This window comes from Lysobacter humi (ex Lee et al. 2017), assembly GCF_054781815.1.
Genome location: NZ_BAAGTR010000009.1, coordinates 433,686 through 457,693, shown reverse-complemented (window position 1 = coordinate 457,693; position 24,008 = coordinate 433,686). Strand labels below are relative to the sequence as shown.

Sequence of the window (24,008 nt, the reverse complement as noted above, 5' to 3'; positions counted from 1 at the left end):
ATCGCGCTGACGGCGCTTGGGCGCGCACGGCGCGGATGCGACAGTAGCCGCCCCGCTCCTGCACGCGACCGCATGTCTCCACGCCTCCGCCTGTCCCTCGTCGCGCTCTCGATCGTCGCCGCGCTCGCCGCCTGCGACCGCGCGCGCAAACCCAAGCCGCGCACGCCCGCCGAAGTCCGCGCGGAGCTGCGCCGCCTGCTGCCGTCGACGGTCCGCGACCGCGATGGCTGGGCCGCCGACGTGCAGGCGGCGTTCGCCTCGCTGCAGATCGAGCCGTCGACGTCGAACCTGTGCGCCGCGCTCGCGGTCACCGAGCAGGAATCGACCTACACCGCGGATCCGGAAGTCCCGGGGCTCGGGCGCATCGCGCTGCAGGAGATCGAGCGGCGCGCTTCGCGGCTGCACATCCCGCCGTTGGCGGTTCGCGCCGCGCTCTCGATCGACTCGCCGGACGGCCAGCCGTGGAGCGAGCGCATCCGGCGCACGCGCACCGAGCGCGAGCTCAGTGCGGTCTTCGAGGCGATGATCGCCGAGGTGCCGATGGGCGGGCGCCTGCTCGCGCGCGCGAACCCTGTGCGCACCGGCGGCCCGATGCAGGTGAGCATCGCCTTCGCCGAGCGGCATGCGCACGACCGCACCTATCCGTATCCGGTGAAGACGTCGATCCGCAACGAGGTGTTCACCCGGCGCGGCGGCATGTACTTCGGCATCGCGCACCTGCTGGGCTACGAGGCGTCGTACAAGCGCCCGATCTATCGCTTCGCCGACTTCAACGCGGGCTGGTACGCGAGCCGCAATGCAGCATTCCAGCGGGCGGTGACGCTTGCTTCCGGCGTGCCGCTCGACCTCGACGGCGACCTGATCCGGCACGAGGAAGACGAGAACGGCAGCGACGTGAGCCGCACGGAAGCCGCGGTGCGTACGCTCGCCCCGCAACTGGAGATGAGCGAGGCGCAGATCCGCCGTGCGTTGTCCCGCGCGGGCCGCCACGACTTCGAGGAAACCGAGCTCTACGAGCGCGTGTTCGCCCTGGCCGAGCAGTCCACCGGCCGCTCGATTTCGCGTGCGGCGCTTCCGCAGATCCGCCTCTCGAGCCCGAAGATCACGCGGCGACTGACCACCGAATGGTTCGCGACGCGCGTCGACGCCCGCTACCGGCGCTGCATGCAACGCGGCGGCGGGAAGCGCTGACGTAGGCCTGCATCGCGTCGCCTCGTCGGAGCCTGTCCGCCTGCGACCTCGCGCGGGGTCGAGCCCTCGCGTCGCAGCGGGACGCGGCGGCGAGACGCCATACCGCGGGTACCCGCGGCCATCCGGGCCAGCACAGTGGATTTCAGATTCGCGCCCCGGCGCCGATATCCGCTGTGCCTCCCCTTCGATGCCCGCGCCGATGACCGTGCGCCACGCCCTCCTCCTCCTGCTCGCGCTCCTGCCCGCGTTCGCCGACGCCGCACCGGACGACGGCAGCCGCAGCCGGCGGCCGCGCCGTGCGCCGCTCGACCCGGCCACGCTGCAGCTCGAGCCGGTCGCCGCGGTGCTCGTCGACCGCGACCGCGACACGGTGCCGGATCGAAAGGGCAAGGCCGTTCGCGTGCGCGGCGTCGTCACCGTTCCGACCGGCGTGCTGCGCGAGAACGGCTTCCAGGTGCTGATCCAGGACGCGACGGGCGGCATGGGCCTGTACAACCGTTCGCTGGACACCCAGCTCGCCGCGGGTGACGTGGTCGAGGCCTGGGGCGAGGTGAGCCAGTACAAGGGCGCGGTGCAGCTTCAGGACGTGCAGGTGCGCCGCATCGGCACCGCCAGGCTGCCGGCCGCGCCCACCGTCGCCGTCGCCGAGGCCGACGGCCCGGCGCACCTCGGCCGGCGCATCCGCATCGAAGGCGTCGTGGGCGGACTCACGCTGGACACCTACGGCATGCTCCGCATCACCGGCGACGACGGCGGCTCGATCCCGCTGTTCATCCCCGCGGCGCTCACCGACGACTTCGACTGGAAGGCGCTCCCGCGCGGCACGCGGGTGGCGGCGGTCGGCGTGCATTCGCTGTTCAAACCGACCTGGCCCTATGACGGCGGCTACCAGCTCGTGATGGCCAGCCCGGCGGACCTCAAGGTGCTGCAGCCGCCCAGGCCCGAACTGCCGGCATGGATTCCGTGGGCGATCGGCGGCACCGCCGCGACGCTCCTGCTCGGGCTGCTCGGCTTCCACCTGGCCCAGCGCCGCCAGCGGGCGCGGGAACTCGAGCTCAAGACGCTGTCCGCCCTCTCGGCCGCGCTCGCGCAGCCGGGCCTGTCGGACGCCCAGCTCGCCCGCCAGGCCTGCGGCATCCTGACCGCCTACGGCGTGGTCGAGGCGGCGATGGTGCACGTCTTCGACGAGCGCGGCTGCCTGGTGCAGCTCGCCATCTCCGCGAGCGACCCGCGCCTTGCGCCCGCGCTCGAATCCACCGAGCCGCTCTGCGCGACGGACGGCGTCGGCCCGGCCCAGAGCCACCAGATCGAAGCCCATGCCGCGGACAAGGGCCTGCGCGTGCTCGCGATCCATCCGCTACTCGCCACGACGGGCTCGCTGGGGTTCCTCGTCGCCCTGTCACCGCGCAAGCGCCGACCCAACGAGATGCAGGAGCGGACGCTGCTCGCGGCGGTCAAGCTGCTGGCGATGAGCCTCGACAACCAGCGCATGCAGGAGCGCGCCCGCATCGAGCAGCAGGAACTGCAGCAACTCGTGATCACCGACGAGCTCACCCGCCTCTACAACCGCCGCTTCCTCGAGGAGTACCTGCGCGTGCAGATCCCGCTGGCCAAGCGCCGCGGCGGCGGCCTCGCCTTCCTCGCGATCGACATCGACCACTTCAAGGCGATCAACGACACCCACGGGCACGAGGCCGGCGACCGCGTGCTCGCGGGCATCGGCGCACAGCTGTGCAGCGTGAGCCGCGGCGCCGACCTGCCCGTGCGTCTGGGCGGCGAGGAGTTCCTGCTGGTCGTGGCCGAGCACGAGGTCGACGGCGCGCTCACGATCGCCGAGCGCGTGCGCGCCGCGATCGCGGAGCATCCCTTCGAGGCCGGCGGCGAACGCCTGCGCGTCACCGTCTCCGTCGGTGTCGCCCTGTTCGGCCTGCACGGCGACGACATGCCCACGCTGCTGCGCGCCAGCGACGAGGCGATGTATGCCTCCAAGCGCGCGGGCCGCGACCGCGTCACGCTCTCGACGGCGATCGGGACGATCTACAGCTGAGCCCGTGCGCCCCTTGCCGGGACGCGCTGCACTCACTTCGCGGACGAAGTGGTCGTCGGCGCAGCCGGGGGTGCGAGGTGCTGCGCGAGGAATGCCGCGATGCCGGACCAGGTGGCTTCGATGTTGTCGATCTTCTCGAAGCCGTGGCCCTCCCGGTCGAAGAAGAGGCCCACCGGCTTGCGTCCCGCAAGGTTGAGCATGCGCACCATCCGGCGGCTGTGCTCGAAGTCGACGCGCGCATCCTCCCGTCCGTGGACCAGCATCAGCGGCACCACGAGGTCGGCGGCCCGATAGAGCGGCGAGGTGGCGCGCATGTCGTCGAGATCGGCCGCGACGTTCGGATCGCCCATGATCCGCACCACCGTGTCGCGCATCGCGTCGCCGGCTGCCACGCTGTCGCTGGCGGTGAAGAAGAGCGCGCGATCACTGACGCCGGAGATCGACACCGCGCAACGGAAGCGTCCGGGCCAGCGGATCGCCGAGACCATCGCGGAGTAGCCGCCGTAGCTGCTGCCGAGCGTGCACATCCGTGATTCGTCGATAGGGTAGCGTGCCACCGCCGCGCGGATCGCAGCGTCGATGTCGTCCTCGATCAGGCGCCCGTAGTTGCGGTGCCCCGCCTCGCGGAACGCGCGCCCGTACCCTTCGGAGCCCCGGAAGTTGACCTGCAGCACGGCATAGCCGAGCGACGCAAGGAACTGGACCTCGCGATTGAAATGCAGGTCGTCCTTGACCCCGATCGGGCCGCCGTGCGCCATCACGATCAGCGGCCGTGGTCCGCTGCCGGTCGGGCGGGTCAGGAAGGCGTCGAGCTCGACGCCGTCGCCCCGGTCCACCTTGAGTACGTCGGCAGGTGCGAATCGGCGGTCGGCCAGCCCCGGGTAGTAGTCGTCGAGCAGGCCGGCGCTCCCCTTCGCGACGTCGAGAAGGTAGAGCTGCGGCGGCTGGTCGATGCCGTCGACCATCAGCACGCGGACATTGCCGTCCCGGCTGCGCTCGAGGGTCAGCACCGACCGGTTGGGGAACGCGCGTCGCAGCATCTCGGACAGCCGCTGGTTCTTCGCGTCGAAATAGTCGGTCACGAGGCGACCATCGCGGTAATAGAGCACCGCGACGGGTTCGCGCCGTTCGTCCAGCACGGCGCCCCTCAGGTCGACGCCGGGCCTGCTGTGCACCGTGCGGCCCATCCGGCCGGTGGCGAGGTCGAACTCGACCAGGTCGCGCTGCCCGCGCCCTTCGTCGGTGAACCCGTAGAGCCGCTCGCCGTCGAACGAGAGCTGCAGTGGCATGAACTTCGACGGGTCGACCACCATTGCTTCGCGGAAGCGGCCGGCGACGCCATGCATCGCGACGATCTCGTTCTCGTCCTCGTCGCCCGGCTTGGGGCGGCGCTTGAAATAAAGCCGCAGCCGGCCCTGTCCATCGGTGAGCCATTGCAGGTCGTCGCTGACGCCGGCGTTGAGCCGCTCGCTGATGCGCGCACCCTTGAACTCACGAACCGTCTTCTCGTCGGTCAGATCGAGGCGATGGACGGAGAGCTGCCCGCGGTCGTCGCGACGCTGGTAGAGCACCACGCCCGGCTCGTTCGGCAGCAGGTCGACGAGGTCGCCCACCGGGCCCGCAACGCGACGCGCCTTGAGCGGGCCCGCCTCGGGCAGCTCGATGTGCAGCACCTGCAGCCAGTCGCCCAGCGGCGAATGCATGGTCGCGAGCAGGATCCGCTCGCTCTCCCACTGCACGTGATCGAAGCTCATGTCCGAAACCAGGACGCGCACGTTGGTGCCGCGTGCGATGTCGAAGACGTCGAGGGCCCACTTGTCCTCGCCCTCGCGGAGCGCCTGCGCGAGCAGGCGTCCGTCCTGGCTCAGCGAGACGTCGTCGATCCGCGCGTCCTTCCAGAGGTCGCGGGGCGCGAGCGGAAGCGGCGTCGCGGGCTTGGCCGGTGCGGTGACCGCATCGAGCTCGGTGTCCGAGCGCGCATCGCCATTGCGTCGAGCGGCGTACAACTCGGGAAACGGATCCGGATACCGCCCCGAATAGGCGAAGCCGTATCCCGCGGGCGTGGACGGATGCTTGGCCCGCAGCCAGTCGAGCGCGGCGAGCCCGCGGTTCGCCAGCCGCAGCTGCGATGTCGAGAACGCGCCACCGCGATAGACGAGGTCGCCCGGATAGTTGACCTTCCCCGGCTTCACCTCGAAGGCGAAATCCTCGTCGTCGCCGACGTCCACCCAGTTCGTGTAGATCCAGGTGTCGAGCCGCGTCACGCGCGTCCAGTGGTAGCGCCCGCCGGGAACGGCGTAGAGCCGTGTGGTGCGTCCCTTCTCGAGAGAGCGGAACGTTCCGCCGCCGAGGATCGCGCCGTCACGACGGAAGCGGACGCTCGCGAGCTCATAGTCGGTATCGATCGAGACGAGCAGGAGCCCCTCGCCCGGCCGAAGGTCGACCGGCTCGCCGGGCTTGATCAGTCGCGTCGCCCAGGCGGGTGCGGCCGCGAGCAGCAGCGCGAGCACCCATGCCGCGCCCAGGACCAGCGTGTAGCGGCCCGCGGGCCGTGGCTTTCGAAACATCCGGACACTCCCCCTCTCCCCCGCGCATGCTAACCGGCGGGCACGTCCCGTCGCACTTTCACCACCCACCGACGCGGTCACGACGGATGATCGCTGCTTGCCCCGGCGGGGCGCGAAGAGGTGAACGGCATGCGTGAAAACATCGAAGTGGGCCAGATGATCTTCGTCGCCGACGGCGAGATGGGCGTCGGCGCCGTGCGCGAAACGCGTGAGGGCGAAGTCGTCGTCAACATCCAGAATGCGGGTGACTTCACGCTGCCGATGGACGCGATCCGCGACGTGCACTCGGGCAAGGTGCTCCTCGACCTCGATCGTCTCGCGCCGGACGTGGTCGAGGCGCTGCGGCACGTGCACGACGCCGAACTTCCCGAGTTCAGCGTGATGGACCCCACCGACGGGACGCCGGACAGCGCACGGCGCCATTGAGGCGCGATGGGTCCGCTTGGGCCGCGTGCCGGACGCCATCCGCTGCAAATACGCCCTCGTGCACGGACGACGGTCGCCGAAACGCGCCGGAGTCCGTGCTGGCGCAAGCCCGGCGCATCCGCCGTCATCCGCGGGTCATCGCGCGGGAAGGCGGCGCGGGTAACCTGTTGCGCATTCCCATGACCCGACTGCACCCCATGACGCGTCTCGCCCCGCTCCTCCTGGGCCTCGCCCTCACGCTGGCCTGCACCCACGCCGCCGCCAGCAGCTTCGGCGGCACCACCGGCGGCGCGACCGCCAACGGCGCGTCCAATACGTCGGGTAGCACGTCCGGCGACGACAAGGTGGTGGCCGAGGCCCGCGACGACGCGGCCCTGTTCGTCGCCACCGACGGCCGCGTCCGTGGCGCGCGCCTCGAGGCCGCCCTGCGTTTGCTCCGCGAACGTCATTCCGGCGCGCGCGAGGCGGACGACCTGCAGCTGGCGCAGGCCATCCTGGCCCGCTGAGCGACCGCGTTCCGGTCACGGCCGCGGAAGCCTGCCTGCGTGCGCGCGCTGACGCAGGTGTCGCTCGCCCTCGCGCTCCTGCTCGGGGTGCGGCCTGCAAGCGCCGTCGAGGCACTGTCGGCGACGGAATCCGTCATGGCCGAGGGCCTGGTCGCCGAGGTACGGGCGCAATTGCCGGACGCCTGGGCCCGGGCGCCGCACGCGCAGCCGCGCATCGAGTGGACGGATGCACTGCCCGCCCACGTCCACGGCCGTGCGCTGCGTGGGCGCGTGCTGCTGCGTCGCGCGCTGCTCGCCGCGGTCGTGAGCGCACCGGACGCCACGACCCGCGACCGTGCGCGTGGCGTGGTGCAGGCGGCACTGGTGCACGAGCTCGCGCACCTGCTCGACCGCAGCGACCTCGGTGGCCTGTCGCGCGATCCGCGCCTGCTCGACCTCGCCGGCTGGCAGGTGCGACCGCTGGCGGGGCGGAGCAGCAACGCATTCCGCCTGCGCAGCCCCGACGCGTACGAGCGCGCGCGTCCCGCCGAATTCGTGGCCACCAACCTCGAGCGCTACGTGCTCGACCCGGAATACGCCTGCCGTCGCCCCGCCCTCCATGCCTACTTCAATGCGCGGCTCGGAGCGCCGCGCATCGCCGCGGCACGCTGCGCGGCCGGCCATGCCTTCGTGCAGTCGTCCGCCGTGCACGACGGCTCGCCCGCACTGCTGGAGATCGCACCCGAACGCGTCGCGGAGGTCGACTACCTGCTGGCGGAGCCCGGCCGCGGCGCGATGAGCCGCTGGGGACACGGCATGCTACGGCTGGTGATCTGCGCGCCGGGCCGGCCGCGCGGCCCGGACTGCCGGCTCGACCTCGCGCACCACCGCGTGCTCTCGTTCCGCGCCTTCGTCGACGACGTGCAGATCTCGAACTGGAAGGGCCTGACGGGCGCCTACCCCTCGCGCCTCTTCGTGCTCCCGCTGAACCAGGTGGTGGACGAGTACACCAAGGTCGAATTGCGCGGCCTGCGGTCCGTGCCCTTGCGGCTCTCGCGCGATGAGATCGACGCCCTGCTCGAGCGCGCGGCGCAGGTGCACTGGAGTTACGACGGACGCTACCGCTTCGTCGGCAACAACTGCGCCGTCGAGACATGGAAGCTCCTGCACGACGGCGTGCCGCGTCTTGCCGCCTTGCCGGTCGCCGCGATTACGCCGACCGGCCTGCTCACGCGGCTGCGGCGCACGGGCGTCGCCGACCCCGCGCCGCTCGCGGACCCCGACGCGGCGCGTCGCCTCGGCTACGCCTTCGATTCGCAGGAAGCGCACTACGCCACGCTCCTCGCGGGCGTGCGCAACGCGCTCGATCTGCCGGTGCGCGACGTCCGCGGCTGGCTCGCGCTCGATCCCGAAGCACGCCGTCCATGGATCGACCGCGCCGACCTGCGCGCAACTGCCGCGCTGCTGGTCCTCGAAACCGCGGCGCAGCGCCGCCAGGAACATCTCGCGCTCGATGCCCTCAAGCGCCGCCTGCTCGGCGGTGCGGTCCAGCGCAGCGCCGGTACGCGCGCCACCGACGTGCTGCGGCTCGCCGATCGGCTGTCGCGCCCCTCGGGCCTGCTCGACGACCCGGGTTACGGCCTGCCGCACGGCGTCGAACGCGAGCGCCTGCGCTCCGAGGGCGACCGCGTCGCGGCCGACTGGCGCGCCGAGAGCGAGGCACTGCGCATCGCCGCGCGCGAATGGCTGCCGCCTGCGCAGCGCCGCGCGCTCGACGCCACCGCGGCAAACGTCGCGCGCCTCGGCGAACGCGTGCGGCGGCTGCATCGCGAGGCAGGCGGGCTGCGACTCGACTGAGCCTCAGTCGTCCTCGTCGAGCGGCTCGTCCTCGAGCGGATCGATGGGTTCGTCCTCGCCGGGGTCGGCCGGCTCGAGCAGCGTGTAGTCGTCGACGTCGCGGCGGCGGATCCGCTTGGACACGCGATAGGCGACCAGTGACGGCTGCGGCATGCCGAGCAGAAAACGCGTGGCAAAGCGCGGGCCTGCGATCCACTCGCCGATCGCATCGGGACGGAGGAAGACCGGCCCGTCGGGGACGAGCGGCGCCGGAATCGCCCGGTTCTCGTGCGTGAGGATCGCGAAGCTCTGCTTCTGCGGTTCGTCGGCGGGCCAGCGGTCCCACAGCCCTGGCGCGAACAGTGCGTCGCCGGAGGCCGCCTGGATGAAGTACGGCCGTGGCGGGCGTGTCGTCCGATCCCACTTGAAATAGCCCGACATCGGCACGACGCAGCGGCGTTTCTCCCAGGCGCGCGAGAACACACGGCTGCGCGCCGCACGCTCCAGCCGCGCGGTCACCGTGGTGTACGGCGTTTCCGGCTGGCGCGACCAGCTCGGCACCAGCCCCCATTCGAAGTCCTCGACGCGCAGGCCGTCGCCGCGGTCGAACAGCACGGCGGCCGCGCCGCGCGACGCGATGTTGTAGCGCTCCGGGGCTTCGGCGAGCGACGCGGCAGCCGAGGCATCGAGGCCGCGCGGCAGCCCCTCGGGCAGGAAGGCCTGCACGAACCGGCGCATGCGCCGTCAGGTCCTCGCGTCGCGGGTGGATCGGTCGCGCATGACGCCTCCGCCGATGTGACCGGCGGTGGATAGCACGGTCGCGGTGAGCCGCACGTCAGCCGTGCGGCGCGGCCGTCAGGCGAGGCGCCCCAGCCCGTTGCAGAAGGCCTGCCAGGCCGGCACGTCCCCGATGAAGGCGAAGCCGACATGCTGCGCGATCGTCAGCGCGAGCAACGCGCGGTAGGGCATGAAGGCGCGGCCATGGCGCCGATCGTCGAGGAGCAGCGCGAACAGCAGCAGCTCGGTCACCACGAATGCGCTGTGGAAGGCGGCGTCGAACGACTGCACGAAGGGCAGCACGACAGGTGCGAGCCGACCGAGGGCGGGCGGCAGCAGAAGCAGCGCCGTGGTCGCCATCCAGCGAGCATGCAGGTGGACGTCGCGGCGATGGCGGATGGCGAGGTAGACCGCCGCGCCGAAGAAGCCCGTCGCGAGCAGGTCGACCCACGCCAGGCGCGGGCCGAACGCCTGCTGGAAGGGGTTCGAGCCGGTGCACATGTCCTGGATGATCAGCAGTCCCGACACCACGAACAACGGCGCCAGCACATAGGCCGACTTGCCCAGCACACGGTGGAGCGCGAGCCTGCGCCGGCGCACCAGCAGGCCCTGCGTGATCAGCAGGAGCATCCACGCGAGCGAGACGATCCCGTGGAAGTGGCGGACCGCGTCCGTCTCGCCCAGTCGCGACAGGTAGGACGGATAGAACGCGGCGAGCGCCACGAGCAGCAGCGCGATGAAGTAGTAGGCGGCCCGCGGATACAGCGGGCCCGGACGTGCGACGGCGACCATGGAGGCCTCCCGGATGCCGCGCACCTCCCCCGATGCCGGCCCGCGAAGGATGCCCCGTCCCGCCCGCAGCGGGACGGCCGCCCGTCCGCTCGCGGCAGCCGTATGCTTGGGCCCTTCCCTCCACGGAGCACCGCATGCGCCGCCTCCTGCCCGCCACCGCCCTGCTGACGCTCGCCCTCGCGGGCTGCCAGAGCGTTCCCGAGACCGGCGCCGCGTCGGTCCCGCCTGCCGTGGAATCCGCCGCCCCGACGCCCGACGCGCGCTTCGCGGAGATCTCCAGGCGCTGGCTGGACGGCTGGATGCGGCTCAATCCCGTCACCGCCTCGCAGCTCGGCGACCACCGCTTCGATGCGGAGATCGAGGACCTCTCCCCGGCCGGGCGCGAGCGGATGATGGCCTTCCATCGCGCGACGCTCGCCGAACTCGACGCGATCGACCTGTCGACGCTGTCGCGCGAGAACCAGATCGACGCACGCATCCTGCGCAACCAGGTGGCGGGCGACATCTGGAACCTCGAGACCTACCGCCCCTACGCCTGGGACCCGCAGCTCTACACCGCGATCGCGGGGAGCGCGATCTACAACCTGATGGCGCGCGACTTCGCGCCCATGCCGCAGCGCCTGAACTCGGCGACGGCGCGCATGGAGCAGTTGCCGAAGCTCTTCGCGCAGATGCGGGAGAACGTCGAGCCGGCGCGCGTGCCGAAGATCCATGCCGAGACGGTCGCGCGCCAGCACGGTGGCGTGCTGCAGCTGATCGACCAGTTCATCCTGCCCAATGCCGGCCAGCTGCAGGGCGCGGACCGTGCGCGGCTCGATGCGGCCGTCGCCGCGCTGCGCACGGCGGTCGCGGAGCAGCAGACGTGGCTCGACAAGACGCTGGTGCCCAATGCGAAGGGCGAGTGGCGTATCGGTGCGGAGCTCTACGACCGGAAACTGCAGTTCGCACTGATGTCCTCGCTGTCGCGCGCCGAGATCGGCCAACGCGCGCGGGCCGAGCTCGCCCGCGTGCGCGACGAGATGTACGGCATCGCGCGCAGCGTGCTTGCCGGCCGCAAGGGCGCGCCTGCGATCCCGGAAAAGCCCAGCGATGCGCAGCGCCAGAAGGCGATCGAGGCCGCGCTCGAGCTCGCCTACGCCGAGCGCCCCGCGCGCGATCGCGTGGTCGACGATGCGAAGGCGGCGCTCGACGTTGCCACGGCCTTCGTCAAGGCCAAGGATCTCGTCACCGTCCCGCCGGATCCGGTGAAGATCATCACGATGCCGGAGTTCCAGCAGGGCGTCGCGGTGGCCTATGCCGATTCGCCCGGCCCGCTCGACAAGGGCCTGGACACCTACTACGCGATCTCGCCGATCCCGAAGGACTGGACGCAGGCGCAGACCGATTCGTTCCTGCGCGAATACAACACGCGCATGATCCACCTCCTGAGCATCCACGAGGCGATGCCGGGGCATTACCTCGAGGGCGCGCATTCCGCGCGGCATCCGTCGATCCTGCGTGGCGTGCTGCGCTCGGGCCTGTTCGCCGAGGGCTGGGCGGTCTACACAGAGGACGTGATGGCCGATGCCGGCTACATGGACAACGACCCGCTGTTCCGCCTCGTCCAGCTCAAGTTCTACCTGCGCACCATCGCCAACGCGATCCTCGACCAGGGCGTGCACGTCGACGGCTGGAGCCGCGAGCAGGCGATGCGCCTGATGACGCACGACACGTTCCAGCAGGAGCGCGAGGCCGCGGGCAAGTGGGTGCGCGCGCAGCTCACCAGCGCGCAGCTGCCGACCTATTTCGTAGGCAGTGCGGAGCACTTCGACATGCGTCGCGCGGTGGAGGCGAAGGAGGGCGCGGGCTTCGACGCCAAGCGCTACCACGACCGCGTGCTGTCGTACGGCGCGCCGCCGGTGCGCTTCGTGCGGCAGATGATGCTGGACGAGCCGATCGAGTGATCGCGCACGCGGCACCGAAGGGAGGGCGGCCGGCGGCCGCCCTCTTTCGTTCGGGCGGGCCGGTGACAAATCCCGCGCCCGTGCCAATCACGGGGTCATACGTCACCGCGCGTGGAGCCCATGACCGCCGAAGCCGCACTCACCATGGATGACCGCGATGCCTTTGCCGCCTTGCTGCAGGCGCACCGGGGCATCGTGCACAAGGTCGCCGCCGCCTATGCGCGGCATCCCGACGACCGCGCCGAGCTCGCGCAGGAGATCGCGGCGCAGCTCTGGAGCGCCTGGCGCGGCTACGACCGCAGCCGTCTGTTCTCGACCTGGATGTACCGCGTCGCGCTGAACACCGCGATGACTGCCGCGCGTGATCGCCGCATGCGGCAATCCCACGTGGGCGAGCTCGACGACGCGGTGCTCGAGCACGTCGGCGCGGCCGCGCCGGATTCGGACGCGGCGTTGCTCCTCGCCCAGGTGATGGAGAGCCTCGACGCCCCCTCGCGCGCGCTGCTCCTGCTGCATCTCGAGGCACGCAGCACGCTGGAGATCGCCGACGTGCTCGGCCTCAGCGCCACCGCCGTCACCACCCGAATCCACCGCATCCGGCAGCGCCTGCGCGACCGGTTCGCCCCCGAGACAGGAGCCAACCCATGACGAACGATGCCTTCGACCGCCTGCAGGCCGCCTGGGCCGACCTCGACCGCCGCGTCGCCACGCAGGAGCACCTGCGGCTGGACGACGCACGCCGCGGACGCCTCGCCTCGATCCGGCGCCGGCTCTGGCCGTTCGCGACCGGGCAGCTGCTGCAGGCCCTGCTCGGGATCGGCCTGATCGCACTGGCCGTGGACGTCGAGACCTCGGCGGCCGCCGCGCCCTCGCTCATGGCCGCTGCGATCGCGCTGCATGCCTACGGTGTCGGCATCCTCGCCTGGGTCGGGGTCACGCTCGCCCTGCTCCCGCGCTTCGACCCGGGCCGCCCGGTGGTCGAGGTGCAGGAGCGGCTGCTGCGGCTCCGCCGCGCCTACCTGCGCGGGAGCATCGCGATCGGCCTGGTCTGGTGGCTCATGTGGATCCCGTTCCTCGCGGTGCTCGCCGCGTGGCTGGGCCTCGACGGCTACATGGCGCACCTGGCCGCGCATGTCGGCGAGCGTCCATCGCTCCTCACGTGGCTGATCGCGATGAGCGTCGGGGGGTTCGTCGGGAGCCTCGCGCTCGTCGCCCTTGCGCGGAAGCGTCCGCGGCTGCGCGAACGCCTCGTGCGCGTCATCTCGGCCGAGAGCCTGACGCGCGCGAACGACGAACTGGACGCCGTGCTGGCGATGCGGGACGCCACCGACTGACCTCCGTCCGTACCGTTCGCCGGATCCGCGGGCCGGTGCCGGTTTTCGCCCCGCGATGGGCCTAGACTGGCCTGGCCGCCACGTCCGGAGGCCGCCATGATCCGCACGCTCCTCGCCCTCCTGCTGCTCGCGCTCTCGACGACCGCCGCTGCCCAGCCGGTCGTCCCGCCGGCCGGCGACGTCCTCGCCCTGCCGGCCGACCTTCGCGAGCGATTCCATCGAGAGGTCCTCGCGAAATCGCTGCCGCCGAAGGAGCGACTCGACGCTATCGTCCGTTTCCTGATCGAACCGAGCGGCATCTACCTGACTTATCGGGCGGACGCCACGTATACCATCGCGGAGGCGTATGCCAAGCGAGACGCGAACTGCTTGACGTTTACCCTGATGGCGGTGGCCCTCGCCCGAGAGGCCGGGCTCGAGGCCTATGGCCAGGCGATCGAGAACACGCTCGTCTGGGAACGCGAGGGCGACGTCGTCTACCGCACCAACCACGTCAACGCCGGCGTGTCGTTCCAGCGCAAGCGTTTCGGCATCGATGTCTCGCAGGACAGCGTGATGCTGCGCGGCCTTCCGGACCCGATCAGCGACGCCCGCCTGCTCGCGCTCTACTACAACAATCGCGCGGTCGAGATCGACGCGAGCGGCGACGCCGCGACCGCCGACGCCTACATGGCGCGGTCGCTCGAGCTCGACCCCGAGTACGCGACGAGCTGGAGCAACGCGGGCGTGCTGCGCATGCGACGCGGCGACATCGACGGCGCCGAGCGCCACTACCGGCGCGCGCTCGCGATCGACGCCACGCACGCCGCGACGCTCTTCAACATGGTCGCGCTGCAGGAACGCCGGGGCGACCGTGCGCAGCTCGCGCACTTCCGCGAGCGACTCGACCGCGTGCAGGCGCGCGACCCGTTCCATCATTTCCAGAAGGCGGTGGCGCTCGAGGCGGCCCGCGACTTCACCGGCGCGCTGCGGCACTACCGTCGCGCGATCGCCCTGCACGACGGCGAGCACCGCTTCTTCCACGGCCTGTCCCGCGTCCAGGCAGCACTCGGCGATGTCGAGCACAGCCGCAAGTCGCTGGAGCGCGCGCACGCGCTCAGCGGCGGCGATGCGCGGATACGCTACCTCGGCAAACTGCAGAAGCTGCAGAAGCTTCGCGGCGGACGGGGCTGACGGCGCAGGCGACAGCGCGCGGCAGATCGCGCGACGCCGTCGCCGATCCGATGCCTATTGCGGGCGATCGAGCAACTCCTGCGCCACGTCGACCACGTCGCGCAGCTGCTCCGGCTTCTTCAGCACCGTGCAGCCGTAGCGTTCGCTCAGCTTGTCGATCGATGCCAGGTCGCCGAGGGACGTGAAGATCACCGTGCGCGGGCGCTCGGGCATCTGGTCGAGCGCGGCCAGCACCTGCCAGCCGTCGACGTCCGGCATCATCAGGTCGCATACGACGAGGCGGGGCTGGAGACCGGCCTGCAGGTACTGCAGCGCGACCAGCCCGCTCTCGGCCTGGAAGACCGTATGGCCTTCCATCTCGAGCAGGTCTGCGAGCATCTCGCGCACGCGGGCGTTGTCATCCACGACGAGGATCTTGGTTTCCATGTCGGTCACGGTGGCGGTGGCGCGACATTGGTAACCCGGCGGCTATTCACTGCGCGTGAGGCCGCTTGCACCCGCGGCGGGCCCGGGGGAGACCCGGGCCCGCCCGGGATCGACGTCAGAACCCGCTGACGTCCAGGCGTCCACCGCTCACGACCCGGCCGGCGCACGAGGGCGTCGCGACCGCCGAGCCGAGCAGTGCGGCCTTCACCTGCGCGGCCGTCGCCGACGGATGCCGCGCCTTGTACAGCGCCGCGGCGCCCGAGACGTGCGGCGTCGCCATTGACGTGCCGGAGTAGCTCGCATAGCCCGAGACCGGCGACCTGGACCCGCGGGCGCGCACCGGCACGGTCGACCAGATGCCCGAGCCGGGTGCGCAGATGTCGACGGTATTCGCGCCGTAGCTCGAGAACGAGCTCATGGCACCGGTGTTGGTGATCGACGCGACGCCGACGACGTTCGCGTTCGGATATTCGGACGGATAGCAGTCCGAGCCCGTGTCGCAGTCGTAGGCCGAATTGCCGGCGGCGGCGATGAACAGGATGTTCTCGTCGTTCGCACGGGCGATCGCGTCCTGCAGGGCCTGCGAGAAGCCGCCGCCGCCCCACGAATTGCTCGTCGCCACCAGGTTGATGCCGTGGCGGCGCTTCAGGTCGGTCATGTAGTCGACCGCCTTCACCGCATTTGCCGTGGTGCCACCGCGACGGCCGAGGAACTTGGCATTGATCAGCTTGACCGACCAGCAGACGCCGGCGACGCCCTTGCCGTTACCGCCGACGCCGCCGATCGTGCCGGCGACGTGCGTGCCATGGTCGTCGTCGGTGCCGTCGAACACGCTGTTGTTGCCGCCGTCGAAGTCCCAGCCGTAGACGTCGTCCACGTAGCCGTTGGAATCGTCGTCGATGCCGTTGCCCGCGATCTCGCCCGGGTTCCTGCCGGCGTTCGCGGCGAGGTCCTCGTGCGAGTACATGTAGCCCTCGTCGATGATGCCGACCCAGACGTCGCCGCACGACGTCGCGCCCGCGTTCCAGGCCTCGCCCGCCTGCGAGCCGAACGCGTTCGCCGGGTTCGTGGCGTTGCCGTACATGCCCCACAGGCTGCCGTTCGTGTAGTAGGTGTCGTTCGACGCGTCGGCATGCGTGTAGATCCAGTTCGGCTCGGCGTACTCGACGGCCGGATCGGCCTGCAGGGCCGCCACCGCGCTCGCCACCGGCGTGCCCACGGGCAGGCGCAGCAGCACGGTCTCGCCACGCCCGCGGCGCAGCGTCTCGACGCGCGATGCGCGCAGGCCGCCCTGGACGGCGCTGCGTGCCGCGGCGGGCGCGCTGTCGCGGTACTTCACGATCAGCTCGCCCGACTGGTGCGGCCGGCCGGCCTGCAAGGCCGCGGCGACGAGGTCGGGACGGCCGCCGGCGAATGCCGTCGAGCCCAGTCCAAGGGATGCGAATACGGCGGCCGCCAGCGCGCCGGTACGGAAAACTCGGTCCATGTGTCCACCCTCCGGGAACGCGTGCGGGACTGCACGCACCCCGCTTATGGCATGAACCGATGGTGACCGCCATCACAAAATTTCGACTGAAGTTGCGCTCTGGCGCCGCCGGGACGGTTTATATCCGTGTAGACGGAATGAAGACGGCCGTAGGGACCACGGCGTTGCGCCCATGGCGCCCACCTCGCCGACGGACGGTCGTTCGAGCTTGCCGCGCCATGCCGAAGCGTCCGGGGGTTTGCGGCGCCGCAGCATCCATGGAAGACCTGCGGATGAGCGCCATGCTCGCTCAACGCCGCGCGGTTCGGGATCACGATCCGCAGGGAGCGCAGCGTCCTCCCGCCGCCGGGTATGCACCGGCGGTGCCCGAAGGCGAGCGAGCTACGCGTCGGTGCCGACCGGCGTGCCAAAGATGCGGTCGCCGGCATCGCCGAGCCCGGGCAGGATGTAACCGCGTGCATCGAGGCGCGCGTCGATCGCGCCGGCCACGATCTCGACATCCGGATGCGCGGCGCCAACGGCCTGCAGGCCCTCCGGCGCGGCGACCAGGCACAGCGCCTTGATGCGCGGCACGCCGGCGGCCTTGAGGCGGTCGATCGTCGCGATCAGCGTGCCGCCGGTCGCGAGCATCGGATCGAGCACGAGCGCGACCCGGTCCGCGAGGTCGCCCGCGAGCTTCTCGTAATAGCCCACCGCCTGCAGCGTGGCCTCGTCGCGCTGCAGGCCGATGACGCCCACCTTGGCGGCGGGCAGCAGCTCCAGGACGCCCGGCAGCATGCCGAGCCCCGCGCGCAGCACGGGCACGAGCATCACCTTGCGGCCGTGGATGCGCTCGGCGCGGACGGGCCCGGCCCAGCCCTGCACGTCGACCTCCTCGGTCGCGAGGTCGGCGGTGGCTTCGTAGGTCAGCAACAGGGCGATCTCCGCGGCGAGCTCGCGGAACTCCTTGGTGCCGAGGTCTTCGCGGCGAAGCAGGCCGAGCTTGTGCCGGACGAGCGGATGGCGGACCTCGGTGACCTTCATGCTGCGAACTCGACGACGGGGGACGACAGTCTGCCCGACCGCCGCGACGGCGTCGCCGGCCGGCGCCCGAAGCCCCGAAAGCCGCGCCGCACCTGCCCTCCCCGACTTCGGGTACCCTACGCCGCCCCGATTCGGGGTCATCACCAGGTATGCATCACATGAACAAAGGTCAGCTCGTCGACGCCATCGCCCAGCGCTCGGAACTCACCAAGGCCCAGGCGGAAGCGGCGCTCAGCGCGACGCTCGAGTCGATCACGGACGCCCTGAAGCGCGGCGAGGCGGTGACGCTGGTCGGCTTCGGCACCTTCGAGGCGCGCAACCGCGCCGGCCGCCAGGGCCGCAACCCGAAGACGGGCGAGACGATCGAGATCCCGGCGTCGATCAATGCGACGTTCAAGGCCGGCAAGGCCCTGAAGGACTCGCTGAAGTAAGCGCGGCGGATCGCGCACACTAGACGGCCGGGGCGACCCGGCCGTTTTGCTTTTCAGGGCCCCCGCTTCGCGGGCGCGAGGCGCTCGTGGAGCTCCGGGATCATCATCGCCGCGGCCGAGCCGTACCAGCGGTGGTACTCGGCGACCATCTCGCCCTGCACGATGACCGGATCGGTCTCGGTAAGTCGGCGCGCCTCGTCGAGGTCATCCACGGCGAGCACGAACAGGCCGCGCCAGCCCGCGGGATCGGCCTCGAACGGCCCAGCGAGGGCGAGCTTTCCCGCCTTCGACAGGCGCTCCATGTTCGCGAAGTGCCCGGCGAACATCGCCTTGCGCGCCTCGCCGTCGGGCACTCGCGTGGGGCCGGTCTTGAGGATCACGAGCACGTACTTGCGCATGCCGCGCGCGTCGGCGCCGAGCCGCTGCGCGAGCGCATGGTCTGCCGCGGGCGCTGGGGCGGTCGGCGCTGTCGAGCCCTCGGCAGGCGTCGCGGCGAAGGCCGGCAGCGCGGCGGCAAGCAGGACGGCGGAAACGAGCATGCGTCGCATCGAAGTCTCCCGGGGCGTGCTGCTGCAGGTTAACCGCGACGACGCCTCGTGCACCGTACCCCTGCTGCGATGCGCCGATGCGATCCCAGACCGATGCACCCCGACCGGGCGAGCTGGTGCACGAGCCGGCCTATGTCTTCGCTTTCCGCAGTCTCGAACCCGCCCCGGACCCGCCGTCCGGCCTGCTCGTGTTGCTGCATGGCGTCGACGGCGACGAGACCCAGCTCGCGGGAATCGGCGCCGCGGCACCGCCAGGCACGTGGGTCGTGCTCCCGCGCGGGCCGCGCTCGATCAGCGGTGATCGCATCGGCTGGTACCGCGTCGGCCTGAGCGAGGACGGCCTGCAGATCGTCGAGGACGAGGAAGCCGAGGCGCGCGCCAGGCTGGTGGAGTTCGTGGCGCAACTGCAGAAGCGCCACGACATCCCGCCATCACGCACGCTGCTCGGTGGTTTCAGCCAGGGCGGCATGCTCGCCGCGGGCGCCGCGCTCGACGCACCGCGCGCGGTCGCGGGCTTCGCGATGCTCGCCGGCCATCCGCCGCCCGGCATCGACGCTCCGCATCCGCGCGGGGACATGGCGCACCTCCACGCACTGGTCGCGCACGGCCGCGACGACGGGACGCTGCCACTCGCGGACGCGGAGGCCGCCGCGCGGCGCCTGTCCGAGCTCGGCGTTCGCACCCGCCTGCACATAGTCGATGGCGACCACCTGCTGACGCGCGCGCTGCGCGACGAGGCGGTGGCCTGGATCGGCGAGCGGCTGGGCGACGGCGCGCTCAGCGGTGGGTGAAGAACATGAGGTGGACGAGGCGGCCGTTCTCGATGCGGTCGCCGAAGCCGGGCCCCGCCGTGTGCCACAGCCACGGCCTCAGCAGCACGAGGCGGTTGAAGCGCATCGGCACGCTCATCGTGAGCTCCCAGGCACCGTCGTCGAGGCTGTCGCGCTCCACGATGTCCCGGTGCGCCTCCTCGTACGAGGCGTAGCCGAGCGCCGCGACTTCCTCGGACGTCATCGGGCGACGATCCGTGCCGGTGCGCCTGTGGCGGAAGAAATCGGTGCCGCCGCTGCAATGCTCGGGAAGCGAGAGGTAGAGGATGCCGGACCAGTAGCCCGGATCGACGTGCACCTTGCCGCGCGCGCTGTCGGCGGCGAGCGTGATGCGGCACTTCTCGTGCGAGCCGGGCGGGTCCATCGGGCGCAGCGGCTCGCCGACGAGCTGCGAGACATAGTCCGCGAGCCCCGGGATCTCCAGCCGCTGCAGCGAGTTCCGCCCGGGAAAAACGCCCTGCACGTCCGGATACGTCAGGCCGAGCGCGGCTTCGCGCAGCGCTTCGGGTGATTCGAGGAAGTCGTCGACAACGATGAGCGACGTGGGCATCGGATGCGGCACGAACGCGGCGGCGTGCCGCCCCGGCATTCTGCGCGAAGCATGCGTCGCGCGGCATGCCCGTGAGCACGAAAAGAAGCAGGCCGCCCGAAGGCGGCCTGTCCCTACCCCGCTCGGCGAGCCGTCAGCGGCTCACCAGATGCGCACGCGATCCTGCGGTGCGATCCACAGCGGATCCTTCTCGGTGATGCCGAACGCGGCGTACCAGGCGTCGACGTTGCGCAGTGGCGCGAAGGCGCGGATCTGCCCCGGCGAGTGCGGACCGTTGACCAGCTGCTGCCGCAGCGCATCGTCGCGGAAGAGCGTGCGCCAGACCTGGCCCCAACCCAGGAACAGGCGCTGCTCGCCGGTGAAGCCGTCGATCACCGGGGCCGGCTTGCCGCCGAGCGATTGGCGATACGCCTCGAGCGCGATCGTGATGCCGCCCAGGTCGGCGATGTTCTCGCCCATCGCCACACGGCCGTTGATGCGCATGCCGGGCAGCGTGGGGAAATCGAACGCCTCGTACTGGGCGCCGAGCTTCGCGGCCTGCACCTCGAACTTCGCCGCGTCCTCCTTGGTCCACCAGTCGCGCAGCACGCCCTTGCCGTCGGACTTGCGGCCCTGGTCGTCGAAGCCGTGGATGATCTCGTGGCCGATCACGCCGCCGATGGCGCCGTAGTTCACCGCCGGATCCGCATCGGGATCGAAGAACGGCGGCTGCAGGATCGCGGCGGGGAAGACGATCTCGTTCTTCACCGAGTTGTAGTAGGCGTTGACGGTCTGCGGGGTCATGCCCCACTCGCCCTTGTCGACCTGCTGGCCGATGCGCGCGCGACGGAAATCCCACTCGAAGCGTTGCGCGCGCTGTGCATTGCCGAAGGCGTCGCCGGCCGTGACCTTCAGGCCGCTGTAGTCGCGCCACGTCTCCGGATAGCCGATCTTGAGGCCGAAGCCCTCGAGCTTGGTAAGCGCCTCGGCGCGGGTGGCATCGCTCATCCACTCGAGCTGGCCGAGCCGCGTGCGCAGCGCGGACTTCACGTTCGCGACGAGCGCATCCATCTTCGCCTTCGACTCGGCGGGGAAGTAGAGCTGCACGTAGTCGCGTCCGATCGCCTCGCCCATCGCGGCCTCGGCGAAGGCGGCGGCGCGCTTCCAGCGCTCCTTCTGCTGCGGCTGGCCGTTGAGGAACTTCGAACGGAACTCGAACTCCGCATCGACGAACGGCTTGGACAGCAGCGGCGCCGCCTGGTCGACGGTGGAGAAGGCCTGCCACGCCTTGAGCGTGTCGAGGTCGGCTTCCGCGTAGATCTTCGCGAGCTTCGGGAACGCGGTGTTCTGGCGCAGCACCGCGCGCTCGGCGTGGTCGACGCCGGCGGCCTTGAGGTACGTCGGCCACGGGAAGCCGGGCGCGTAGGCCTGGAGCTCCGCGGGTGTGGTCGGGTTGTAGGTCTTGTCGCGATCACGGCTGTCGGCGCGCGTCCAGTGGGCCTCGGCGACCTTCGTCTCCAGCGCCATGATCGCCTTCGCGTTGTCGGCGGGCTTCGGCCAGCCGGCGAGCCGCAGCATCTGCTCCACGTACGCGACGTAGCGCTCGCGCTGCGGCGCGAACTTCTCGTCGAGGTACATCTGGCGGTCGCCCAGGCCCAGGCCCGACTGGCCCAGGTAAAGCGTGTAGCGATCCGGGTCCTTCGCATCGTCGCCGACGAAGGCGCCGAAGAAGCTGCGTCCGAAGCCGCCGTTGCTGCGGCCCATCAAGGAGGCGATGTCGTCGCGGCTCCTGGCCTTGCGGATCTCCGCGAGCGCGGGCTGCAGAGGCGTGGCGCCGAGCTTCTCGATCGCCGCCTCGTCGAGGAAGCCGCGATACAGCGCCGCGACCTTCGCGGCGTCGCCGCCCTTGGCGGGATCGGCGGCGGGATAGCCCTCGACGAGCTTGCGCACGCGCGCTTCGGACAGGTCGCGCAGCATGTCGAAGCCGCCATAGCGCGACTTGTCGGCCGGGATGGGCGTGTTCTTCGCCCAGGCGCCGTTGACGTAGCCGAAGAAGTCGGTGCCGGGGGTGCGGCTGCGATCCATGCCGGCGAGGTCGATGCCCCAGGTGCCGAGGCGCGCGGCGGCGGTCGGGTCGACGGCGGCGCCGCCGCCGGTGGTGTCGGTCGCGAACAGCGCCTGCAGGGTGCAGGCCTCGTCGAGACAGTCGTGGTTCTCTTCCGCGCGCAGCGGCGCGGCGAGCGTGAGCGCGGCGGCGGTGGCCAGCGCGAGGAGCGTCTTGTTCAAGCGGGATCTCCAGGTCCGCGCCGGTGCGGCGCGAGGCGTGCGCCGAGCATACGGCGCGTGCCTGACCGGCCCCCTAGGCCGAAAGTCGTAGTGCCGACGCGGGTGCGACGCCGTTCACGGATCCGAGGCCTCGGCGACGGGCTACGCGGCGCTCAGCCGCCTTCGCCCGCCGGCGGCGGCTTCGTGGGCGCGGGCGTCGGCATCGGTGCACTCGACGGGGCCGCCGGTGCGACGATCGGCGGGCTCGCCACCGGGACCGGGCACCGGCGCATGCCCGCGGGCAGCGGGAGCGTGCAGACCTCGCAGCAGGGCGTCGCGGGGCCTGCGGGCGCGCCCGATGGCGCGGGGACGTTCGCCACCGGCATGAGCTTGAGCAGCGCGACCCAGTCGTGGCGGCTGAGGTTGCAGTCCTGCGGCCGCTCGGGCGTGCACTCGGGCTCGGCGCCACCGCGGCGCGGCAGGCTCCAGAACCGCCCCGACCGATTGACCGGCAGCAGCCGCATCGTCACGCCCTGCAGCACGTTGCCGCCGACGAGCCGCGCCTTGCCGCCCGCGGTCGAGACGACGATGTCGCAGTGCATCGCAAGCCCGTCGGAAAACGGGCGATCGAGCCAGCTGCGGAATCCTGCGGCGCCGAAGGCCTGCCCCGGCATGCGTGCGTAGCAGAGCAGGTCGCCGACCGCCGGCGCCTCGGCGTCCGGGTCGGCGAGGCGGTACGGCCCCGCGCCCGTCTGGCGATGCGCGGCGCGCACGTAGTCCACATGGCGCGCCGACGGCTCGAAGCCCGGCACGCCGGCGCGCCCGAGCACGTAGGACACGAACACCGCCGACCACGGCGTGTCGACGAGGAAGGCGCGGCAGAGTGCGGCGCCGGGGCCGCGCACATCGCCCCAGCAGTCGGCGTCGGACGGCAGGCCGTTCGGTGGCCACCGCAGCCCGCTGGTCTGCCAGTACTGCGCGACGCGACGCCAGGCCGGCGTGGCGCCGTCGCGCAGCCGCAGGCCTTCCGCCTCGGAGACGCGCACGCTGGCCAGTCGCCCCTTCTCGTCGATGAAGGGCGCGTACCACAGCGCATGCTCCGTGCAGGCAATGGCCGCGATGCGCGAGGCGGTGTCGCCGGGGGTGGTCCCCTGACCCGCGCAGGCGTCGGCGGCCCGCGCGGTGGGCGCGGTTACGAGCCCGAGCAGGAGCAACGCGAGGGCATGCGGCGATCGGATCGACATGGGCGGGCCAGGGGCGGAGTCGCGGCACCCTCGCACAGCCGGTGTCTGCCGCGGGTCGACGTGCGCCTAGCGCGGCGCCGAGGCGGCGAACTCGGGCGCGCGCCGAGCTCGGCGACGACCGCCGCGAGCCGCGGATGCGCGAGCGGGACGAGGCCGTAGAAGACGAGGTGGTCGAGCAGCGCGAGCAGATGGAACGTGGCGTACGTCGCCTCGCGCTGAAAGATGTGGTGGTGGGCCTCGAGCCAGTCCAGTCCCGCGAGCATCGAGGCACGCATCTTCGCAAAGCGCGCATGCGCATCGACATCGATGCCGGTGCGCGCGGCGAGGATCAGCTCCACCTCGGTCGCCATCACGCCGTTCATCACCGCGCGCGCGTTGAGCACGTCGACGTCGTCGCTCAGCACGCCGAACCGGTCGTGCGGGTCATGGCGGCGCACAAGCCACGCGGCGATGTGGTCGGAGTCGAACACTGCGGTACCGTCGGGCGCGATCAGCGTCGGCACCTTCATCAGCGGATTCGGTCCGAAGGCCGCAGGGACGCCGTCGGCGACGTTGCCGGCATCGACGAGCTCCAGCGGCAGGCCCAGGCCCGCCGCGAGCAGGCGGACCTTGCGTGAGAAATGGGACCGCGGCGTATACACGAGGCGCATCCGGA

At 71.4% G+C, this 24,008-nt stretch carries 22 protein-coding genes; 11 read left to right on the top strand and 11 right to left on the bottom strand.

The annotated features are described in order from the left end of the window. Nucleotides 1–72 precede the first annotated feature (72 nt). Nucleotides 73–1,191, top strand: coding sequence for a DUF1615 domain-containing protein (locus ACYVJJ_RS09045; RefSeq protein WP_460832874.1), 1,119 nt, complete (start codon nucleotides 73–75; stop codon nucleotides 1,189–1,191). A 199-nt stretch (nucleotides 1,192–1,390) separates the two neighbouring features. Continuing rightward, complete coding sequence (locus ACYVJJ_RS09040; RefSeq protein WP_460832873.1) at nucleotides 1,391–3,238, top strand: diguanylate cyclase; 1,848 nt, start codon at nucleotides 1,391–1,393, stop codon at nucleotides 3,236–3,238. Between the two features lie 32 nt (nucleotides 3,239–3,270). Here the strand turns inward: ACYVJJ_RS09040 and ACYVJJ_RS09035 are convergent, their stop codons facing one another. Then, entirely contained in the window at nucleotides 3,271–5,805 is a 2,535-nt protein-coding gene (locus tag ACYVJJ_RS09035; protein ID WP_460832871.1) for an alpha/beta hydrolase family protein, read from the bottom strand. Nucleotides 5,806–5,934: 129 nt separating this feature from the next. Between ACYVJJ_RS09035 and ACYVJJ_RS09030 the strand changes: the two genes are divergently transcribed. The 3 genes from ACYVJJ_RS09030 (at nucleotide 5,935) to ACYVJJ_RS09020 (ending at nucleotide 8,573) form a co-directional block, all read left to right on the top strand. Then, the gene (locus ACYVJJ_RS09030) at nucleotides 5,935–6,231 is read left to right on the top strand and encodes a hypothetical protein (protein ID WP_460832870.1); all 297 of its coding nucleotides are present in this window, start codon (nucleotides 5,935–5,937) and stop codon (nucleotides 6,229–6,231) included. 197 nt (nucleotides 6,232–6,428) lie between these two features. Next, nucleotides 6,429–6,737 (top strand): DUF2388 domain-containing protein, encoded by a 309-nt coding sequence (locus ACYVJJ_RS09025; RefSeq protein WP_460833357.1) that lies wholly within the window; start codon nucleotides 6,429–6,431, stop codon nucleotides 6,735–6,737. A 39-nt stretch (nucleotides 6,738–6,776) separates the two neighbouring features. Further along, a complete protein-coding gene (locus ACYVJJ_RS09020) occupies nucleotides 6,777–8,573 on the top strand; it encodes a DUF7844 domain-containing protein (RefSeq protein WP_460832868.1) in 1,797 nt (598 codons plus the stop codon). A gap of 3 nt (nucleotides 8,574–8,576) precedes the next feature. Here ACYVJJ_RS09020 and ACYVJJ_RS09015 read toward each other — a convergent pair whose 3' ends face one another. Together ACYVJJ_RS09015 and ACYVJJ_RS09010 are read right to left on the bottom strand one after the other, a co-directional pair. Continuing rightward, entirely contained in the window at nucleotides 8,577–9,290 is a 714-nt protein-coding gene (locus tag ACYVJJ_RS09015) for an SOS response-associated peptidase (protein WP_460832866.1), read from the bottom strand. A 117-nt stretch (nucleotides 9,291–9,407) separates the two neighbouring features. After that, nucleotides 9,408–10,121: a hypothetical protein gene (locus tag ACYVJJ_RS09010; protein WP_460832864.1), complete on the bottom strand. Its 714-nt coding sequence runs from the start codon at nucleotides 10,119–10,121 to the stop codon at nucleotides 9,408–9,410. A 134-nt stretch (nucleotides 10,122–10,255) separates the two neighbouring features. Here ACYVJJ_RS09010 and ACYVJJ_RS09005 point away from each other — a divergent pair, with 134 nt between their 5' ends. The 4 genes from ACYVJJ_RS09005 (at nucleotide 10,256) to ACYVJJ_RS08990 (ending at nucleotide 14,571) form a co-directional block, all read left to right on the top strand. Continuing rightward, nucleotides 10,256–12,064: a DUF885 domain-containing protein gene (locus tag ACYVJJ_RS09005; protein WP_460832862.1), complete on the top strand. Its 1,809-nt coding sequence runs from the start codon at nucleotides 10,256–10,258 to the stop codon at nucleotides 12,062–12,064. Nucleotides 12,065–12,184: 120 nt separating this feature from the next. Next, nucleotides 12,185–12,712, top strand: coding sequence for an RNA polymerase sigma factor (locus ACYVJJ_RS09000; protein ID WP_460832861.1), 528 nt, complete (start codon nucleotides 12,185–12,187; stop codon nucleotides 12,710–12,712). After that, on the top strand, nucleotides 12,709–13,398 hold the full coding sequence (locus ACYVJJ_RS08995; protein WP_460832859.1) for a hypothetical protein: 690 nt from the start codon (nucleotides 12,709–12,711) through the stop codon (nucleotides 13,396–13,398). The genes ACYVJJ_RS09000 and ACYVJJ_RS08995 overlap by 4 nt, the downstream gene beginning before the upstream one ends. A 96-nt stretch (nucleotides 13,399–13,494) precedes the next feature. Beyond that, nucleotides 13,495–14,571 (top strand): transglutaminase-like domain-containing protein, encoded by a 1,077-nt coding sequence (locus tag ACYVJJ_RS08990; RefSeq protein WP_460832857.1) that lies wholly within the window; start codon nucleotides 13,495–13,497, stop codon nucleotides 14,569–14,571. 54 nt (nucleotides 14,572–14,625) lie between these two features. Here the strand turns inward: ACYVJJ_RS08990 and ACYVJJ_RS08985 are convergent, their stop codons facing one another. The 3 genes from ACYVJJ_RS08985 to upp all read right to left on the bottom strand — a co-directional run bounded on the left by ACYVJJ_RS08985 (nucleotide 14,626) and on the right by upp (nucleotide 17,506). Continuing rightward, nucleotides 14,626–14,997, bottom strand: a complete 372-nt coding sequence (locus ACYVJJ_RS08985; protein WP_460832856.1) for a response regulator — start codon at nucleotides 14,995–14,997, stop codon at nucleotides 14,626–14,628. A 115-nt stretch (nucleotides 14,998–15,112) separates the two neighbouring features. Continuing rightward, complete coding sequence (locus ACYVJJ_RS08980; protein WP_460832854.1) at nucleotides 15,113–16,483, bottom strand: S8 family peptidase; 1,371 nt, start codon at nucleotides 16,481–16,483, stop codon at nucleotides 15,113–15,115. Between the two features lie 381 nt (nucleotides 16,484–16,864). After that, nucleotides 16,865–17,506, bottom strand: coding sequence for a uracil phosphoribosyltransferase (upp, locus tag ACYVJJ_RS08975; protein ID WP_460832852.1), 642 nt, complete (start codon nucleotides 17,504–17,506; stop codon nucleotides 16,865–16,867). A 158-nt stretch (nucleotides 17,507–17,664) separates the two neighbouring features. Here upp and ACYVJJ_RS08970 point away from each other — a divergent pair, with 158 nt between their 5' ends. After that, nucleotides 17,665–17,937, top strand: coding sequence for an HU family DNA-binding protein (locus ACYVJJ_RS08970; RefSeq protein WP_460832850.1), 273 nt, complete (start codon nucleotides 17,665–17,667; stop codon nucleotides 17,935–17,937). A 53-nt stretch (nucleotides 17,938–17,990) separates the two neighbouring features. Here the strand turns inward: ACYVJJ_RS08970 and ACYVJJ_RS08965 are convergent, their stop codons facing one another. After that, a complete protein-coding gene (locus ACYVJJ_RS08965; protein WP_460832848.1) occupies nucleotides 17,991–18,476 on the bottom strand; it encodes a YciI family protein in 486 nt (161 codons plus the stop codon). Between the two features lie 86 nt (nucleotides 18,477–18,562). Here ACYVJJ_RS08965 and ACYVJJ_RS08960 point away from each other — a divergent pair, with 86 nt between their 5' ends. After that, nucleotides 18,563–19,276 carry an alpha/beta hydrolase gene (locus ACYVJJ_RS08960; RefSeq protein ID WP_460832846.1) on the top strand — a complete coding sequence of 238 codons (714 nt, stop codon included), beginning with the start codon at nucleotides 18,563–18,565 and terminating at the stop codon, nucleotides 19,274–19,276. Here the strand turns inward: ACYVJJ_RS08960 and ACYVJJ_RS08955 are convergent. The 4 genes from ACYVJJ_RS08955 to ACYVJJ_RS08940 form a co-directional block, all read right to left on the bottom strand. Then, nucleotides 19,263–19,865 (bottom strand): DUF6445 family protein, encoded by a 603-nt coding sequence (locus ACYVJJ_RS08955; protein WP_460832844.1) that lies wholly within the window; start codon nucleotides 19,863–19,865, stop codon nucleotides 19,263–19,265. The two genes, ACYVJJ_RS08960 and ACYVJJ_RS08955, sit on opposite strands and share 14 nt — an antisense overlap. Before the next feature lie 141 nt (nucleotides 19,866–20,006). After that, nucleotides 20,007–22,130, bottom strand: a complete 2,124-nt coding sequence (locus tag ACYVJJ_RS08950; protein ID WP_460832842.1) for a M13 family metallopeptidase — start codon at nucleotides 22,128–22,130, stop codon at nucleotides 20,007–20,009. A gap of 152 nt (nucleotides 22,131–22,282) precedes the next feature. After that, nucleotides 22,283–23,353, bottom strand: a complete 1,071-nt coding sequence (locus ACYVJJ_RS08945) for a DUF2272 domain-containing protein (RefSeq protein WP_460832840.1) — start codon at nucleotides 23,351–23,353, stop codon at nucleotides 22,283–22,285. Further along, on the bottom strand, nucleotides 23,302–24,003 hold the full coding sequence (locus ACYVJJ_RS08940; RefSeq protein ID WP_460832839.1) for a glutathione S-transferase N-terminal domain-containing protein: 702 nt from the start codon (nucleotides 24,001–24,003) through the stop codon (nucleotides 23,302–23,304). The genes ACYVJJ_RS08945 and ACYVJJ_RS08940 overlap by 52 nt, the downstream gene beginning before the upstream one ends. Nucleotides 24,004–24,008 lie beyond the last annotated feature (5 nt).

Excerpts from the sequence above, each read along its gene's own strand:
- ACYVJJ_RS09035 (WP_460832871.1), bottom strand. The coding sequence starts at position 5,805 with ATGTTTCGAAAGCCACGGCCCGCGGGCCGCTACACGCTGGTCCTGGGC.
- ACYVJJ_RS08945 (WP_460832840.1), bottom strand. The coding sequence starts at position 23,353 with ATGTCGATCCGATCGCCGCATGCCCTCGCGTTGCTCCTGCTCGGGCTC.
- ACYVJJ_RS08990 (WP_460832857.1), top strand. The coding sequence starts at position 13,495 with ATGATCCGCACGCTCCTCGCCCTCCTGCTGCTCGCGCTCTCGACGACC.
- ACYVJJ_RS09030 (WP_460832870.1), top strand. The coding sequence starts at position 5,935 with ATGCGTGAAAACATCGAAGTGGGCCAGATGATCTTCGTCGCCGACGGC.
- ACYVJJ_RS09015 (WP_460832866.1), bottom strand. The coding sequence starts at position 9,290 with ATGCGCCGGTTCGTGCAGGCCTTCCTGCCCGAGGGGCTGCCGCGCGGC.
- ACYVJJ_RS09040 (WP_460832873.1), top strand. The coding sequence starts at position 1,391 with ATGACCGTGCGCCACGCCCTCCTCCTCCTGCTCGCGCTCCTGCCCGCG.
- ACYVJJ_RS08960 (WP_460832846.1), top strand. The coding sequence starts at position 18,563 with ATGCGATCCCAGACCGATGCACCCCGACCGGGCGAGCTGGTGCACGAG.
- ACYVJJ_RS08965 (WP_460832848.1), bottom strand. The coding sequence starts at position 18,476 with ATGCTCGTTTCCGCCGTCCTGCTTGCCGCCGCGCTGCCGGCCTTCGCC.
- ACYVJJ_RS08995 (WP_460832859.1), top strand. The coding sequence starts at position 12,709 with ATGACGAACGATGCCTTCGACCGCCTGCAGGCCGCCTGGGCCGACCTC.
- ACYVJJ_RS08985 (WP_460832856.1), bottom strand. The coding sequence starts at position 14,997 with ATGGAAACCAAGATCCTCGTCGTGGATGACAACGCCCGCGTGCGCGAG.
- ACYVJJ_RS08940 (WP_460832839.1), bottom strand. The coding sequence starts at position 24,003 with ATGCGCCTCGTGTATACGCCGCGGTCCCATTTCTCACGCAAGGTCCGC.
- ACYVJJ_RS08980 (WP_460832854.1), bottom strand. The coding sequence starts at position 16,483 with ATGGACCGAGTTTTCCGTACCGGCGCGCTGGCGGCCGCCGTATTCGCA.
- ACYVJJ_RS08955 (WP_460832844.1), bottom strand. The coding sequence starts at position 19,865 with ATGCCCACGTCGCTCATCGTTGTCGACGACTTCCTCGAATCACCCGAA.
- upp (WP_460832852.1), bottom strand. The coding sequence starts at position 17,506 with ATGAAGGTCACCGAGGTCCGCCATCCGCTCGTCCGGCACAAGCTCGGC.
- ACYVJJ_RS09025 (WP_460833357.1), top strand. The coding sequence starts at position 6,429 with ATGACGCGTCTCGCCCCGCTCCTCCTGGGCCTCGCCCTCACGCTGGCC.
- ACYVJJ_RS09000 (WP_460832861.1), top strand. The coding sequence starts at position 12,185 with ATGACCGCCGAAGCCGCACTCACCATGGATGACCGCGATGCCTTTGCC.
- ACYVJJ_RS08970 (WP_460832850.1), top strand. The coding sequence starts at position 17,665 with ATGAACAAAGGTCAGCTCGTCGACGCCATCGCCCAGCGCTCGGAACTC.
- ACYVJJ_RS09005 (WP_460832862.1), top strand. The coding sequence starts at position 10,256 with ATGCGCCGCCTCCTGCCCGCCACCGCCCTGCTGACGCTCGCCCTCGCG.
- ACYVJJ_RS09010 (WP_460832864.1), bottom strand. The coding sequence starts at position 10,121 with ATGGTCGCCGTCGCACGTCCGGGCCCGCTGTATCCGCGGGCCGCCTAC.
- ACYVJJ_RS09045 (WP_460832874.1), top strand. The coding sequence starts at position 73 with ATGTCTCCACGCCTCCGCCTGTCCCTCGTCGCGCTCTCGATCGTCGCC.